Annotated in this window: 15 protein-coding genes; 13 read left to right on the forward strand and 2 right to left on the reverse strand. The window is 59.4% G+C overall.

The window, feature by feature from the left end; genetic code table 11:
* The first annotated feature begins 27 nt into the window (after positions 1 to 27).
* Genes rlmN through GKG34_RS01060 form a run of 5 tightly spaced genes read left to right on the forward strand, consistent with a single transcriptional unit; the run spans position 28 to position 5,270 of the window.
* Positions 28 to 1,068 carry a 23S rRNA (adenine(2503)-C(2))-methyltransferase RlmN gene (rlmN, locus tag GKG34_RS01040; protein ID WP_154255397.1) on the forward strand — a complete coding sequence of 347 codons (1,041 nt, stop codon included), beginning with the start codon at positions 28 to 30 and terminating at the stop codon, positions 1,066 to 1,068.
* 19 nt (positions 1,069 to 1,087) lie between these two features.
* Complete coding sequence (locus GKG34_RS01045; RefSeq protein WP_154255398.1) at positions 1,088 to 1,828, forward strand: Stp1/IreP family PP2C-type Ser/Thr phosphatase; 741 nt, start codon at positions 1,088 to 1,090, stop codon at positions 1,826 to 1,828.
* Positions 1,828 to 3,726 carry a Stk1 family PASTA domain-containing Ser/Thr kinase gene (gene pknB, locus GKG34_RS01050; protein ID WP_154255399.1) on the forward strand — a complete coding sequence of 633 codons (1,899 nt, stop codon included), beginning with the start codon at positions 1,828 to 1,830 and terminating at the stop codon, positions 3,724 to 3,726. The genes GKG34_RS01045 and pknB overlap by 1 nt, the downstream gene beginning before the upstream one ends.
* 11 nt (positions 3,727 to 3,737) lie before the next feature.
* Positions 3,738 to 4,616: a ribosome small subunit-dependent GTPase A gene (rsgA, locus tag GKG34_RS01055; protein WP_044953451.1), complete on the forward strand. Its 879-nt coding sequence runs from the start codon at positions 3,738 to 3,740 to the stop codon at positions 4,614 to 4,616.
* A gap of 18 nt (positions 4,617 to 4,634) precedes the next feature.
* A complete protein-coding gene (locus tag GKG34_RS01060) occupies positions 4,635 to 5,270 on the forward strand; it encodes a thiamine diphosphokinase (protein WP_154255400.1) in 636 nt (211 codons plus the stop codon).
* Positions 5,271 to 5,480: 210 nt separating this feature from the next.
* On the opposite strand, the gene GKG34_RS01065 is transcribed toward GKG34_RS01060, so the two are convergent.
* Positions 5,481 to 6,602 (reverse strand): cysteine desulfurase family protein, encoded by a 1,122-nt coding sequence (locus GKG34_RS01065; RefSeq protein WP_154255401.1) that lies wholly within the window; start codon positions 6,600 to 6,602, stop codon positions 5,481 to 5,483.
* Between the two features lie 394 nt (positions 6,603 to 6,996).
* On the opposite strand from GKG34_RS01065, the gene GKG34_RS01070 reads away from it, so the two are divergent.
* From GKG34_RS01070 to GKG34_RS01095, 6 genes are all read left to right on the forward strand, one after another.
* Positions 6,997 to 8,358, forward strand: coding sequence for a uracil-xanthine permease family protein (locus GKG34_RS01070; protein WP_005940287.1), 1,362 nt, complete (start codon positions 6,997 to 6,999; stop codon positions 8,356 to 8,358).
* 287 nt (positions 8,359 to 8,645) lie between these two features.
* The gene (locus GKG34_RS01075; RefSeq protein WP_005926148.1) at positions 8,646 to 9,197 is read left to right on the forward strand and encodes an NADH peroxidase; all 552 of its coding nucleotides are present in this window, start codon (positions 8,646 to 8,648) and stop codon (positions 9,195 to 9,197) included.
* A gap of 161 nt (positions 9,198 to 9,358) precedes the next feature.
* The gene (locus GKG34_RS01080) at positions 9,359 to 10,129 is read left to right on the forward strand and encodes a heparan-alpha-glucosaminide N-acetyltransferase (RefSeq protein ID WP_154255402.1); all 771 of its coding nucleotides are present in this window, start codon (positions 9,359 to 9,361) and stop codon (positions 10,127 to 10,129) included.
* Between the two features lie 151 nt (positions 10,130 to 10,280).
* On the forward strand, positions 10,281 to 10,697 hold the full coding sequence (locus GKG34_RS01085; RefSeq protein ID WP_005940293.1) for a flavodoxin: 417 nt from the start codon (positions 10,281 to 10,283) through the stop codon (positions 10,695 to 10,697).
* Positions 10,698 to 11,026: 329 nt separating this feature from the next.
* Positions 11,027 to 11,383, forward strand: a complete 357-nt coding sequence (locus GKG34_RS01090) for a nitrous oxide-stimulated promoter family protein (protein WP_005940299.1) — start codon at positions 11,027 to 11,029, stop codon at positions 11,381 to 11,383.
* 58 nt (positions 11,384 to 11,441) lie between these two features.
* Positions 11,442 to 11,600: a DUF1540 domain-containing protein gene (locus GKG34_RS01095; RefSeq protein WP_005940302.1), complete on the forward strand. Its 159-nt coding sequence runs from the start codon at positions 11,442 to 11,444 to the stop codon at positions 11,598 to 11,600.
* A 66-nt stretch (positions 11,601 to 11,666) separates the two neighbouring features.
* On the opposite strand, the gene GKG34_RS01100 is transcribed toward GKG34_RS01095, so the two are convergent.
* Positions 11,667 to 12,281 (reverse strand): HAD family phosphatase, encoded by a 615-nt coding sequence (locus GKG34_RS01100; protein ID WP_154255403.1) that lies wholly within the window; start codon positions 12,279 to 12,281, stop codon positions 11,667 to 11,669.
* Positions 12,282 to 12,411: 130 nt separating this feature from the next.
* Here GKG34_RS01100 and GKG34_RS01105 point away from each other — a divergent pair, with 130 nt between their 5' ends.
* Positions 12,412 to 12,711, forward strand: a complete 300-nt coding sequence (locus GKG34_RS01105; RefSeq protein ID WP_154255404.1) for a YlmC/YmxH family sporulation protein — start codon at positions 12,412 to 12,414, stop codon at positions 12,709 to 12,711.
* A gap of 135 nt (positions 12,712 to 12,846) precedes the next feature.
* Positions 12,847 to 14,784 (forward strand): LTA synthase family protein, encoded by a 1,938-nt coding sequence (locus GKG34_RS01110; protein WP_154255405.1) that lies wholly within the window; start codon positions 12,847 to 12,849, stop codon positions 14,782 to 14,784.
* Positions 14,785 to 14,803 lie beyond the last annotated feature (19 nt).

Raw genomic sequence — 14,803 nt, forward strand, 5'->3', positions numbered from 1 at the left:
GTTCGTAAAAAACAATAGGAGAACACAATGGAACAAAAACGCTGTATCTCTTCCTTTACGCTGGCAGAGCTGACCGCTGAACTGAAAGCGATGGGTCAGCCGGGCTTCCGGGCAAAGCAGATCTTCCACTGGGTGCACCAGAAGCTGGTCACCGAGTTTTCTGCCATGACCGACCAGCCCAAGACCCTGCTGGCAAAGCTGGAAGAAAGCTTCTATATTGCCGCGCCCAAGATCGAGCGCAGGCAGGAAGCAAAGGACGGCACGGTAAAATATCTGCTGCGCATGGCGGACGGCAACTGCATCGAGACCGTCGTGATGCGCTACCACTACGGCAACACGGTGTGTGTGTCCACACAGGTGGGCTGCCGCATGGGCTGCCGCTTCTGCGCGTCCACCCAGGCGGGCCGCGTGCGCGATCTGGAAGCCGGCGAGATCTGCTCTGAGATCTATACCGCCCAGAAGGATATCGGGGAGCGCATTTCCCACATCGTGCTCATGGGCATTGGCGAACCGCTGGATAACTTTGACGAAGTGATGAAGTTTCTGGAGAACATCACCTCGCCCGAGGGCGTGAACATCGGGATGCGCAACATCAGCCTTTCTACCTGCGGTCTGGTGCCCAAGATCGACCAGCTGGCCGAGAAAAAGCTGCAGCTGACCCTCTCGGTGTCGCTGCACGCACCCAACAATGAAATTCGCAGCGGCATGATGCCGGTGAACGATGCCTATCCCGTGAAAGTGCTGATGCAGGCCGTGCGCCGCTATCAGGACACCACCGGCCGCCGCGTGAGCTTTGAATATTCCATGGTGCGCGGTGTCAACGATTCCGATGCCTGCGCCAGACAGCTGGCAAACCTGATCCGGGGCATGGGTGCCCATGTGAACCTGATCCCCATCAACCCGGTGGACGGCAGCCCGTACTCGGCCACCGATGCAGCCAACGTGCACCGCTTCCAGCAGAAGCTGGAGAGCCTTGGCGTGAACGCTACGGTGCGCCGCCGCCTTGGCAGCGAGATCAGCGCTGCATGCGGCCAGCTGCGCCGTGACGAAATGAACGGGAAAGCGTAAATATTAAAGGGAGAAGCCTATGAAACTTGCAGGAAAAACGGATGTCGGCAGGGTCCGGCAGGATAATCAGGACGATTATCGCGCAGGAGAACTGCCCGGCGATGCCGCATGGCTGCTGGTATGCGACGGCATGGGCGGTGCACGCGGCGGCAGGGAAGCCAGCCAGAGCGCGTGCGATGTGATCGAGCGCTGCTTTCAGGAGCAGTATGCTTCCAAGTGCCTGCCCGGCGAGGAAGAGACCTTCCTGAAAAAAACACTGCTCAGCGCCAACCGCTTTGTGTTCCAGAAGGCCCTGCGGGAGGAAGAACTGGCGGGCATGGGCACCACGGCTGTGTGCGCACTGGTGCGCGGCGGCAAGGTGTTCCTGTGTCATGCAGGCGACTCGCGGGCGTACCTGTACCGGGACGGCAGGCTCGCCCAGCTCACCCACGACCACTCCTATGTGCAGGAGCTGGTGGACTGCGGCACCATTACCGTGGAGGAAGCCGAGCACCACCCTCAGAAGAACATCATCACCAAGGCGCTGGGCGTGGACTACCGGCTGGACTCGGAGTTCACCACCGCACCGCTGCAGAAAGGGGATATCCTGCTGCTGTGCTCGGACGGCCTGACCAATGCCGTGCCCAGAGAACAGCTGGAACAGCTGCTGCGCACCGGCAGGTTCTACGACCTGCCGGACCTTCTGATCCGCACGGCCAACGAGAACGGCGGCCCGGATAACATCACCGCGCTGCTGCTGTGTGTGGAGGAGGTGCGCTGATGGACAACCTGATCGGCAAAAAGCTGGACGGCCTGTATGAGGTGCGGGAGCTGATCGGTTCCGGCGGCATGGCAAACGTCTACAAGGCGGTCATGCTGGGGCACAACGGCCCGGTGCCTGCCGGTACCGTGGTGGCGGTAAAGGTGCTGCGGCAGGAGTATATGCACGACCCGGACCTTGTGCGCCGCTTTAAAAATGAATCCAAGGCCATCTCGCTGCTGAACCACCCCAACATCGTAAAAGTGTACGATGTATCGGTGAATGATGATCTGCAGTATATCGTGATGGAATATGTGGACGGCATGACATTGCGCGAGTACCTTAACCAGCGCGGCGGCAGGCTGACCAACCGGGAGACCGTGCACTTCATCTCCCAGATCTTAAAGGCGCTGGAACATGCCCACGCCAACGGTGTGGTGCACCGGGACATCAAGCCCCAGAACATCATGCTTTTGGACAACGGCCAGCTGCGCATGATGGATTTTGGCATTGCGCGCATCTCCCGTGCCGAGAACCAGCTGCTGAGCGGCAAGGCTATGGGCAGCGTGCACTATATCAGCCCGGAGCAGGCCAAGGGCGATGAGACCGACTGCACCAGCGATATCTACTCGGTGGGCGTGATGATGTACGAGATGCTCAGCGGTCATCTGCCCTTTGATGCAGACGACATGGTGGAGGTTGCCATCAAGCAGATCTCCGATCAGCCGAAGTCTTTGCACGAGATCGCGCCGGAGGTGCCGAATGCACTGGTGGAGATCACCGAAAAGGCCATGGCAAAGCTGCCGCAGAACCGCTACGCATCCGCCCGCGAAATGCTGGATGCGCTGGACACCTACGTGCACAACCCCTCCGTGATGTTCGAGTACAAGTATATTACAGAAGATGCTCCCGAAAAGGTGGTGAAACGTACCATGAACCAGAACCGTGCAAACCGTCAGGCCGAAAAGCCTGCGCCCCGCGGCAAAAAGGCCGCACCGCGCAAGAAAAAGCGCACCATCTTCCTGCCGGCACTGTTCGGCGTTACCATTGCATTTGCACTGGCGTGCCTTGCGCTGTGCTGGATGATCCTGAACGATTCCTCCAACCTGATGAACAACAAGGCCGATATCACGCTGGGCGATTATATCGGCATGACGCAGGACGAGGCTGCTGCCACCGAGCAGGTGGTCTCCGGCCAGATCAGCGTTACCTGGGAGCAGGAGTACAACAGTGACTATGCGGCGGGCTATATCTATAAGCAGTCGCCGGTGTCCGGCCGCACGGTGCGCGAGGGCCAGAATGTGACCCTGACTGTGAGCCTTGGCACCCAGTACGTTACCGTGCCGGACCTGACCAACTATGTGCAGGCCGATGCAGAGCAGCAGCTCAAGGAGCTGGGTGTCTCGGTGCTGGTAACGCAGGCTGCGGATCCCTCTGTGGCATCCGGCGCGGTGATCCGCACCGACCCGGCGGCGGGCAGTCAAGTGGCTGCAGGCAGCACTGTGGTGATGTATATCAGCCGCCCGCAGGTGGCAACCACCACCAAGGTGCCCTCGCTGACCGGCATGAGCACCGCTGATGCCCGCACCCTGCTGGTGCAGAACCATCTGGGCCTTGGCAGCCAGACCGAGCAGTACAGCGACCAGCCGGTGGGCACTGTCATCAGTCAGAACCCGGCGGCAGGCTCTACCACAAAGCTGAACGGCCGCGTGAACATTGTGGTAAGCGCAGGGCCGGAGCCTGCACCGGAACCGGAAGCACCCAGCGACAGCACCACCGGCGGCGACTGGTGGAGCGGCCTGTTTGGCAGCAGCTCCTCTTCTTCCAGCACCGAGACCGGCACCGAACAGGGCACAGCGGGCAGCGGCGACTCTTCGCAGAAACCGCTGACCGACTGGTGGTCCTCGCTGCTGAGCTGACGGAGGCGTGCATGAAGGGATATATCACAAAGGGCATCGGCGGCTTTTACTATGTAAAAACGCCGGAGGGCATTGTGGAGTGCAAGCCCCGCGGAATTTTCCGCAAACAGAAGATCACGCCGGTGGCGGGCGATGAGGTGACGCTGGAGACCGAGAATGGTGCAGCCGTCATTGCCGAGATCGCACCGCGCAAAAATGTGTTCGTGCGGCCTCCGATGGCAAATCTGGATGTGCTGTTCCTTGTGGCCAGCACCACCCAGCCCACGCCCAGCACGCTGGTGCTGGATAAGCTTGCCGCCATTGCGGTGGACAAGGGCGTGCAGCCGGTGATCGTGTGCACCAAGGGCGACTTGGCCGAGGCGGAATTCCTGCGTAAGGCCTACGAAAGATCGACCCTGCCGTTCATCCGCATCGATTACGAGACCGGCGGCGGGCTGGACGAGGTGAAGCAGTGGATCAGCGGCAGGCTGTGTGCGTTCTGCGGCAACTCCGGCGTGGGAAAATCCACCCTTTTGAACCACCTGCTGCCGGAAGCAGAGCGCGAGACCAGTGCCATCAGCCAGAAGCTGGGCCGCGGCCGCCACACCACCCGTGAGGTGACGATTTTTGAAGCCTTTGGCGGGCGCATTGCGGATACGCCGGGCTTTGCCAGTCTGGAAGCGAACCGCGCCGGGTTCATCCCCAAAGAAAATCTGGAGCATGCGTTCCCGGAGTTCGGGCCTTATCTGGGCCAGTGCCAGTTCACCGGCTGCTCCCACCGCAGCGAAAAAGGCTGTGCCGTGCGCGCCGCACTGGCCGAGGGCAGGCTCTCCCAGACCCGGTACGACAGCTACTGCGCCATGTACGAGGAAGTCAAGGACGTGAAGGATTGGCAGCGCCCGAAAGTATAAAGGATAAGGAAGAGATTCATGTCACGCTGTGTGATCATTTCGGCCTGCCCGGTTTCTCCGGAGCTGGCAGAGGCCCTGCGGCCGGACGACTTTATCATTGCCTGTGATGCAGGCTACCGCAACTGCGCACCTCTGGGGCGCAGACCCAACATCATCGTGGGTGACTTTGACACCGCCCCCTGCCCGGAACAGCAGGACGACGATATCATCGTGCTGCCCCATGTGAAGGACGATACCGACACCGAGTATGCCGCAAAGCTGGTCTCGGAAAAGGGCTTTGACGAGGTGCTGCTGCTGGGCGGCCTTGGCGGCAGACGGGTGGAACACACCCTTGCAAACCTGTGCACCGGCCTTGGGCTGGAACAGCGCGGTGTGCGCACCACCCTGCTGGATGAGCGCAGCCGCATCACCTACGTGATGCCCGGCGAGACCCGCCGCTACCCGAAGGAAAGGTACTTCTTCTTCTCGGCCTTCCCGATGGAGGGCAGGGCGCAGGGCGTGTGCGAGCGCGGCTCCTACTATGAGCTGACCGATGCGGAGCTGACCGCCAGCTACCCGCTGGGCGTCAGCAACGAGTACGCTGCCGGGTCGGACTGCATCACCATCTCCACCCGCAGCGGTGCGCTGGTGGTGGTGGAGACCATCGCAGACTGAGCGCTGCTGCCCTTGCCGGAACGTTCCGGCCCCTGCCTGCATAGGATGGGCCAGAAAACGGAAAGGCGGGGAGCATATGCAGGTAGTTGTGATCCGAAGCCCCAAGGCGCTGCGCGGCATTCTGCGCAGACTGTTCGGCATTCAAAAACAGTAAAAAAAGATCCCCTCGCTGCTGGTCGGCGGGGGGATCTTGCTTCATAATACTCCTTTTTATTGCGTCAGGGCGTTGTAACAGGCATCGAACGCCTGCATAAAATCAGTGATCTCCTGTTCCGTGGTCAGGTGGCTCAGGCTGATGCGCCACGAGGACAGCGCGTTGCGCCGGTCATGGCTCACGGCAAACACGGCGCGGGAGGGCAGGCCGTCCGAAGAGCAGGCCGATTTGACCGAGACGCATACGCCCCTGGCATCCAGCTCCCGCTGGAACACGGTGCCCTTCACGTTCTGTACGCTCAGATTTAAAATCTGCGGCACGGCGGTGTCCGGGCTGTTGATGCGCACCTTGGGGTATTGGGCAAGCCCGGTGCGCAGGCGGGCGTTCAGGGCGCGGATGTGCTCCACCCGGGCGGGCAGCTCGCTCACTGCCTTTTCCAGCGCCAGCGCCAGCGAACAGGCCAGCGCCACGGTGGGGGTGCCGCTGCGGTAGAGGGTGGTGCTCTCGCCGCCATGGATGAGCGGCTCCAGCGCAAGGCCGCGCCGCTTGACCAGCACACCGATGCCGTTCAGCCCGTAGAACTTGTGGGCGGTCAGGCTCATGGTGTCGATGCCCGCAAAGCTGACCGGCAGCTTGCCCACGGCCTGTGTGGCATCCACATGGAAGTGGCAGTGGGGGCAGGCCTTCAACATTTCCGCGATCTCGGCCACCGGCTGCACCACGCCAAGCTCACTGTCCACGGCAGTGACGGCCACCAGAATGGTGTCCGGGCGCAGCAGTTCTTTCAGGTGGGCAAGGTCCACCGTGCCGTCCTGCCGGATGTCCACAAGGTCGATCTTGTATCCCTGCTCCTGCAGGGCGGTCAGGCTGCCGCTCACCGAGGAGTGCTCCAGCGGGGTGGAAATGATGTGTCTGCCATGGTGGCGCTCCAGCCGGGCGATGCTCTTGATGGCAAAGTTGTTGGCCTCGCTGGCACCGGATGTATAGATGATCTCGGCGGGCTGCACATTCAGACTGCGGGCAATGCTCTGGGTGGCGGCATCGATGGCAGCCTTTGCGGCAGTGCCTGCTGCGTGGCGGGAATTGGCATTGCCCGGGCAATTGCGCTCCACCTCGCAAAAGCGCTGTAAAACCGCTTCGTCTACCGGGGTATTGGCGGAATAATCCAGATAGATCATAAACTCTCCTGATAATTCTCTTATAATACAGATTACAATGGTAGGCTATATTATAGTGCGCTTTGGGCCGGATTGCAAGAGAAGCGGCGCAAACTTCCGGGCTGGAAATACAGGAGAATTAAGCAAAATAGTTGCACGGCGGCAAAAAGTCTGCTATAATCTCTGGAAGGACTGCCCGCTGCGGCCTTTTGCGGGGCTTTTGGCGGCGGTTTGGAAAGAGCCTGAATGAAAGGGGGAGCGCACCATGCTGCACAAGAATCATCGACTGCGCTGCATTGCACTTCTCATTTCCGGGCGGAATCATTGTTCCCAAATTTCAAGGGCATTGCCGTTTTGCTGACGGCGGTGCCTCTTTTTTTGGGGCTGCGAGTTCTGTAGGAGGCAGAAAAACTTCATGAGCGAAAAGATCGATTACTCCAAAGGCATTTACGACGCGCGCCAGCTGGGCGCAGGCCGCATGTTCATTCTGGGCGTGCAGCACATGTTTGCCATGTTCGGCGCAACGGTGCTGGTGCCGCTGCTCACCGGCCTGAGCGTTTCCACCACCCTGCTGTGCGCAGGTCTGGGCACCCTGCTGTTCCACCTCATTACCAAAAAGAAGGTGCCTGCATTCCTCGGCTCCTCCTTTGCGTATCTGGGCGGCTTCTCCATCGTGGCCCCCATGCTGGCAGATGCAGACGGCAACCTGACCGTTGCCAACACCAAGATGCTGCCCTACGCCTGCGCCGCCGTCGCATTTTCCGGTCTGGTGTATCTGGTGGCCAGCCTGCTGATCTCCACCTTCGGCATCCGCCGCATCATGCGGTTCTTCCCGCCGGTGGTCACTGGCCCCATTATCATTTCCATCGGCCTGATCCTGGCCCCCTCTGCTATCAAAAACTGCCAGTCCAACTGGATCCTGGCCTTTGTGGCACTGGGTGTCGTGATCGTGTGCAACATCTGGGGCAAGGGCATGGTCAAGATCCTGCCCATCCTCATCGGCGTGCTGGTGTCCTATGCAGTGGCACTGGTGACCGGTGCAGTGGACTTCCAGCGCATTTCTGAGGCTGCATGGGTGGGCATCCCTCTGCACAAGGAGGCCATGGGCCTGTTTGCCATCGACGGCAGCCCGGAGTTCATCAGCGCACTGTTCACCATCATCCCCATTGCACTGGCAACCATGATGGAGCATGTGGGCGATATCGCCGCCATCAGCGCAACCGTGGGCCACAACTATATCAACGACCCCGGCCTGAACCGCACCCTGCTGGGCGACGGCCTTGCAACCACCATGGCCGGCCTGCTGGGCGGCCCGGCCAATACCACCTACGGCGAGAACACCGGCGTGCTGGCTCTGAGCAAGATCTACGATCCGCTGGTCATCCGCATTGCGGCTGTCCTGGCCATCATCCTGAGCTTCAGCCCCAAGTTTGAGGCTGTCATCAACACTATCCCCACCGGCATCATCGGCGGCATCAGCTTTGTGCTGTATGGCATGATCTCCGCCATCGGTGTGCGCAATGTGGTGGAGAACCGCGTGGACTTTACCAACAGCCGCAACCTGATCGTGGCCGCTGTCATTCTGGTGTGCGCACTGGGCTTCAACTCTGTGGGCGGTGTCAGCTTTGCCGTTGCAGGTGTCACCATCAACCTGTCCGGTCTGGCTGTGGCCGCGATCGCAGGCATCCTGCTGAACGCTATCCTGCCCGGCAACGACTACGAGTTTGATGCTGCCGACGGCTCCGAAGCCGCTACCAGCAGCAACCTGCAGGTCTGATCTCCCATAGAAGAAGGAAGAACAAGGCAGAAGCCGTCCTGTGTGTGCAGGGCGGCTTTGCTGTTTTTAAGGTGCACAGGGCAAAGCACACAGTTTTTGAGGATGGTTTTTAGTGACCCTGCCGGAATTTATCTGTAAGGCAAAATAAATAGGAATTATTCTTAAAATTATCCTTGACTAACTAGGAATTATTCGCTATAATAGAGCCATGACAAGGGCCGGTGAGTACCAACACCGCCCAGCCTGTTTTCTAACTGATATAAAAAGAATGATGGAGGTCTATTCTTATGAAGAAGTACGTTTGCACCGTTTGTGGTTATATTGCTGAAGGCGAGATCCCGGCACAGTGCCCCGTCTGCAAGGCTCCTGCTTCCGCTTTTGTGGAAAAGACCGGCAACACCTACGTCACCGAGCATGTTGTGGGCATCGGCAAGGCCGAGGGCGTGCCGCAGGAGATCGTGGATGGCCTGCGCGCAAACTTTGAGGGTGAGTGCAGCGAGGTCGGCATGTATCTGGCAATGGCTCGTGTGGCTGAGCGCGAGGGCTACCCCGAGATTGCTGAGGCTTACAAGCGTTATGCCTACGAGGAAGCAGACCACGCATCCCGCTTTGCAGAGCTGCTGGGCGAAGTTGTCACCGACAGCACCAAGAAGAACCTGATGATGCGTGCCGAGGCCGAGTGCGGCGCATGTGCAGGCAAGATGGATCTGGCCAAGAAGGCAAAGGCCCTGAATCTGGATGCCATCCACGACACCGTTCACGAGATGGCAAAGGACGAGGCCCGTCACGGCCGCGGCTTTGAGGGCCTGCTGAAGCGCTACTTCAACACCGAAGTCTGATAAGGTTTCCCCGGTTATCCATTCTGACCGCTGCATGGCTTTGCCGCTGTGCAGCGGTTTTTTTGTTCAACCTACGGAACTATTCCGTTGACAGGCACAGCGGCGGCGGGTTATAATTTGTCATATCGTATTGCGAAACACAGCAAAGGGGAATATGGAAAATGGAAAACGAACGACGAGTGCAGCAAAAGACCCCGGCGGGCCGCTACGCCCTGCTGGACGAGCTGCGCGGGCTGGATCTGGTCAGCATGATGCTGTACCATGCCTGCTGGGACATGATGTTCCTGTTCGGCATCTGGATGGACTGGTACGCGGGAATGCCGGGGCGTCTGTGGCAGCAGACCATCTGCTGGGTGTTCATTCTGCTGTCCGGCTTCTGTGCGCCCTTTGGGCGGCATATGCTGCGGCGCGGTGTTACCGTGTTTGCCGCCGGAGCGCTGGTAACGGCGGTGACGCTGGTGTTCATGCCGGGAGAGCGGGTCATTTTTGGCGTGCTGACCTTTCTGGGTACGGCCATGCTGCTGACCGGTGTGCTGGAACCGCTGCTGAAAAAGGTGATGCCCGCTGTGGGCCTTGCGGTGTCGGCGGTGCTGTTTGCGGTGTGCTACCCGGTCGGCTTGGGCTGGGTGGGCCTTGGCGGCTGGAAGCTGATGCTGCCGCAGAGCCTGTATGCCAACTACTTTACTGCATTTTTTGGCTTTTACCCGGACTGGTTCTACTCCGCCGATTACTTTGGCCTGCTGCCGTGGCTGTTTTTGTTCTGGGCGGGGTACTACCTGCACAAGGCGGTGGGCCGCAGACGCATGGAACCGCTGCGCCGCCCGGTGTGCCCGGCGCTGGGCTGGATGGGCCGGCACTCGCTTTTGCTGTATCTGCTGCACCAGCCGGTGATCTACGGCGTACTTTCAGCCGCGGCAGTTCTTTTTGCATAAAAGGCTTGACACAGCCGGGAAGCTGTGGTATTCTATCGGTGGTTAGAAGATACTAACCAAATGGGGATGCGTCTGCGTGGTTGGACGCATTTTCATGGAACATAAAGTTAGATATATCTAACTAATATTGATTTGAGAGAGGACGATCTTTATGAGCAAAGTAGCAGTCGTATTCTGGAGCGCAACCGGCAACACTGAGACCATGGCAAACTGCGTGGCAGAGGGTGCAAACGGCACCATCGTGCCCTGCAGCGAGATGAACGCCGCAAAGCTGGCTGAGTTTGATGCAGTGGCTTTTGGCTGCCCCGCAATGGGCGCGGAGCAGCTGGAGGAGAGCGAGTTCGAGCCGATGTTCTCTGATCTGGAGGGTTCTCTGAACGGCAAGAAGATCGCCCTGTTCGGCTCCTACGGCTGGGGCGACGGCCAGTGGATGCGTGACTGGGTGGAGCGTGCTCAGGGCGACGGCGCACAGGTGCTGAACGGTGAGGGCCTGATCTGCAACGAGGCCCCGGACGATGATGTTCAGGCTGCATGCCGCAAGCTGGGTGCAGATCTGGCTGCATGGTAAACAGGAGAAACTTCTCTTGACAAACAGAGACAGCTGCGATAAACTATGAGAACACCGAAAAACGGTGTTTTTGCAGAGCTGAAAGTTAGTAAATGCTAACTTTCACGCAAAAGCAGCAGCCTCTGTACAGAATGCATCAAAACTGCGGCAGGGGACAGCAGACGGAAAGGTCTGCGCTCCTGCCGCTTTGGTTTCAGAAGGCGGTGTATATGGCAGTGGCTGCAGCAATTGGTGTTACGGTAGGCTTTGCATTTTTGCGCCGTGCGGTGCGCCGCGCTGCAATGCGGTCGGACCGTAGAAAAAAATAAGGCAGCAGGAGGCCCCGTCCCATGCAGGATACCCCGAAGAACTTGGATCAGAAGCGCGCAGATGAAAAGATGCTGGTGAGCGAGATGATCGCTCTTTACTGCCGCAGGCAGCACAAAACACCCAAAGGCAGCCTGTGCCCGGAGTGCCGGCAGCTGCACGACTACGCCCTGACCCGCATTGACAAATGCCCGTTCATGGAGACCAAGACCTTTTGCTCGGCCTGCAAAGTGCACTGCTACAAGCCGGAAATGCGGGAGAAGATCCGCGCGGTGATGCGCTGGGCAGGCCCGCGGATGCTGCCGGTGCACCCGGTGCTTTCCATCCGGCATGCGGCAGTCACACTCCGGTCTAAGCGCGAAGCGAAAAAGGCTGGCTGAGTTTTCCAGAATAAACACCCTGCCCGCAGGCCATACTGTGGACAGAGAGGTGATAAATATGGAAAACATCGGCGTTACCTGTGATGTCTGCGAGTGCAGCCACAATGTGAGCGGCTGCAAGTGCGACCTGCCCCAGATCAAAGTGACCGAGCAGTGCACCTGCGATACGCAGCAGGTGGAGACCCCGCACTACTGCCAGAGCTACGAGAAAAAGTAATTCCTAAAGCAGCAAAACAGCTCCTGCCAGAGCATTTCCGGCAGGAGCTGTTTTGGGTCACGGAGGTCAGCGCAGGGCTACATTGCAGGTGGCAAGGCTGCGGATCAGGGTGCCCACGCTCTCCTTCATCCGGATGCCCACGAAGCCCAGCGTGAATGCGGCCTGCACATTGGCCAGATTGTCGTCGATGAACACGCACTCGCTGGCCTTCAGGCCGTATTGATCCAGCAGGGCCTGATAGATGCGGGGGTCGGGCTTGTTGATGTGCACCTCGCAGGAGGCTACGCCGCCGTCAAAGCGGTCCAGCACGCCGCGCTCCTTGAGCAGGGCCAGCACGTCCTCCGGGATGTTGCTGAGATAGTACACGCTGTAGCCATGGTTCTTCAGGCGGCGCACCAGCTCCTGCATCCGGCGGCGCGGGCGCAGGATGTGCAGCCAGTCGTCCAGCACGCCCTGCACCTCAAACTCGCGCCCGGCGGCCTTGGCGTTGCGCAGCATGGCCTGATTGCCGTCAAAGCGGGAGACAAGCCCCGCATCCAGCTGCTTCCACTCCTTGCTGCCAAAGGTCAGGTCGTACACCTGCTCCTCGATCTCTGCATTGCAAATGCGGTCTACCAGATAGGCGCGGGGGGCAAAATCCACCATGACACCGCCCAGATCAAACACGATGCTTTTATACATTTAAAATTTCCTCTGTTTCTCATGGAATGCTCTGCCCACAGTATACCACAATCTGCCATGCGGTTTCCACTGCTTTTTGCATGATGTGCCCGGCGGCTGCATAAGCTGTGGCAGAAAGGGGAGAAGGGCATTGACCATCCGGGAACTGTGTGAAAAAGAGGTGGTGCAGCTGGAGCGGGGGGTCTGCCTTGGCCGGGCCGACGACCTGACCTTTGACCCTGCCACCGCCCGGCTGCAGAGCCTGATCCTGCTGGGGCGGCCAAGGCTGTTCGGATTGCTTGGCCGGGACGATAGCCTGACCATTCCATGGCAGGAGATCGAGACCATTGGCACGGATGCGGTGCTGGTGCACACGGCCCTGCCGGAAGCACCGCAGCAGCCGGAACAACTCAAATGGTGGCAAAAGCTGCGCGTGAAGCTGGGTTTGTAAATTTTTTGCAAAAACAGGGTGGACTTTTTTGTGGAAGTGACTATAATAATCGCAGAAGCTTTGTGCAAAAAGCGTAAAGAAATGTGCTTTTGCGTTTGATCTGAGGTTTCACGGATGAGGAAAGGAACAGGAATTATGAAAACTCCCAAACCGCTTTTGGCGCTGCGGATGGTATTCCCGCTGGCGGCATCGCTGATCGTGCTGCTGCTGGGCGAGGGGATCGCCCGCGGGAGCCTGAGCGCAGACGTTTTTGCAAGTTTTATCTTCCCGCACATCGGGGCTTATCTGCTGGCGTGGCTGCTGCTGTTTCTGGTGTGGCTGCTGCTGGACTGGGTGTTCCGCTGTCCGCCGCTGTCCACGCTGGGCATGGCGGTGCTGGGCTGTGCGCCCTGCGCGGTGAACTTTTACACCCTGCAGCTGCGCGGCGAGCCGTTCCTGCCATGGGATCTGACACAGGTGTCGGAGGCTGCCGGTGTGGCATCCGCTGCGGGCCTCAAGATCCAGCCCAGCATGGTCGTGACCATCATCGTGGTGCTGGTGCTGATGGCGGGCAGCTTTTTCCTGTACCGCGGCCGTCACAAACAGCGCTGGCTGCCCCGGCTGGCGGGCAGTGCCGCCACCGTAGCGGCCCTCTGCCTGCTGGTGTTCGGCGTGTACCTGCAGCCCGCTGTCACGCAGGTGCTGGGCATTACGCCGGATGCATGGATGCAGGACCGCTACTACCGCTACTACGGCGTGATCACCGGCTTTATGACCAACCTCACCAATCTGGAGATCTCGAAGCCCGAGGAATACTCGCAGGAAGCAGTGGATGCCCTGCTGGACAATGCGGACGAGAGCCAGAAGTTTGCCACCAGCCCGCTGTACTCCACCAGCTACAGCGCCGTGACCCCCAAGGACGAGCAGGTGAAGCAGCCCACCATCATCTATGTGATGGACGAGTCCTACTGGGATGTCTCGGAGCTGGAACAGTACGGCATCACCTTTGATACCGATGTCTCCAAGAACCTGCACGCCTTGCAGCAGACCAGCGCCTATGGCCGGGCCTACAGTCCCAGCTTTGGCGGCGGCACCTGCGATGTGGAGTTTGAAGCCCTTACCGGCTACTCGGTATCCTTCCTGCCCAGCGGCAGCAAGCCCTACCAGCAGCATGTGACCAAGCCCATGTTCGCCATGCCCAATTACCTCAAGCTCAAGGGCTACCAGACCGCAGCCGTGCACTGCTTCTGGGCAAAATACTGGAGCCGCGACAAGGCTTACCCCAACCTCGGCTTTGACGATTTTATCAGCCTTGAGGATATGCATGGCGTGACCAAGGTGCGCAAGCACTACTGGACCAGCGGCCTTGTCACCGATGATTCCATGGCCGACCAGATCATCCAGCAGTACGAGAGCATGAAGTCCAGCTCGGACAAGCCCATCTTCCTGCACGCTGTCACCATGCAGAACCATACCAATTATAACAAGGACAACTACCCGGACGACGAGCGGGTGAAGGTGCTGTCCCACCCGGCGGGTCTCAAGCCCAGCACCGTGGGCGCGCTGGAAGATTTTGCTACCGGCATCCGGGATGCAGATGCCATGATGGGCAAACTGACCGAATACTTCTCGCAGGTGGACGAGCCGGTCATTCTGGTGTTCTGGGGCGACCACTATAACCCCATCGATTCCAATTACGATGTCTACACCACTACCGGCTATGCCAGCGATTCCAGCGCAGACCCCCGCCTGCACCAGACCACGCTGCTGATGTGGTCCAACTACAGCCAGCAGCAGGTGGACCTTGGCACCATTGCCGCTTACGATATCTCGCCGGTGATGATGGACATTTACGGTCTGGAAGAGCCGCTCTACTTCCAGTTCCTGAACCGTCAGCTGCGTGTGGCCAGCCGCACCAATACCCGCGGAACCACCATGAATCTGGACGGCACCACCACGCAGGCGCCTACCGAGTTCCAGCAGCGGTGGAGCGCAGAGCACTGGCTTTTGCAGTACGACCTGATGTTCGGCAGGGGATACGCCCTGCAGCGCATGGGCCTTGCGGGCCTGAGCGGCGTGGACACAGGCAAATGAGCGAAAAACAGACGATTTC

Origin of the sequence: Faecalibacterium sp. BIOML-A4 (assembly GCF_009679665.1) — a bacterium.
GTDB lineage: Bacteria > Bacillota > Clostridia > Oscillospirales > Ruminococcaceae > Faecalibacterium > Faecalibacterium taiwanense.

Bases quoted from the DNA above. Each gene is read 5' to 3' on its own strand.
- rlmN (WP_154255397.1), top strand. From the start codon at position 28: ATGGAACAAAAACGCTGTATCTCTTCCTTTACGCTGGCAGAGCTGACC.
- GKG34_RS01045 (WP_154255398.1), top strand. From the start codon at position 1,088: ATGAAACTTGCAGGAAAAACGGATGTCGGCAGGGTCCGGCAGGATAAT.
- pknB (WP_154255399.1), top strand. From the start codon at position 1,828: ATGGACAACCTGATCGGCAAAAAGCTGGACGGCCTGTATGAGGTGCGG.
- rsgA (WP_044953451.1), top strand. From the start codon at position 3,738: ATGAAGGGATATATCACAAAGGGCATCGGCGGCTTTTACTATGTAAAA.
- GKG34_RS01060 (WP_154255400.1), top strand. From the start codon at position 4,635: ATGTCACGCTGTGTGATCATTTCGGCCTGCCCGGTTTCTCCGGAGCTG.
- GKG34_RS01065 (WP_154255401.1), bottom strand. From the start codon at position 6,602: ATGATCTATCTGGATTATTCCGCCAATACCCCGGTAGACGAAGCGGTT.
- GKG34_RS01070 (WP_005940287.1), top strand. From the start codon at position 6,997: ATGAGCGAAAAGATCGATTACTCCAAAGGCATTTACGACGCGCGCCAG.
- GKG34_RS01075 (WP_005926148.1), top strand. From the start codon at position 8,646: ATGAAGAAGTACGTTTGCACCGTTTGTGGTTATATTGCTGAAGGCGAG.
- GKG34_RS01080 (WP_154255402.1), top strand. From the start codon at position 9,359: ATGGAAAACGAACGACGAGTGCAGCAAAAGACCCCGGCGGGCCGCTAC.
- GKG34_RS01085 (WP_005940293.1), top strand. From the start codon at position 10,281: ATGAGCAAAGTAGCAGTCGTATTCTGGAGCGCAACCGGCAACACTGAG.
- GKG34_RS01090 (WP_005940299.1), top strand. From the start codon at position 11,027: ATGCAGGATACCCCGAAGAACTTGGATCAGAAGCGCGCAGATGAAAAG.
- GKG34_RS01095 (WP_005940302.1), top strand. From the start codon at position 11,442: ATGGAAAACATCGGCGTTACCTGTGATGTCTGCGAGTGCAGCCACAAT.
- GKG34_RS01100 (WP_154255403.1), bottom strand. From the start codon at position 12,281: ATGTATAAAAGCATCGTGTTTGATCTGGGCGGTGTCATGGTGGATTTT.
- GKG34_RS01110 (WP_154255405.1), top strand. From the start codon at position 12,847: ATGAAAACTCCCAAACCGCTTTTGGCGCTGCGGATGGTATTCCCGCTG.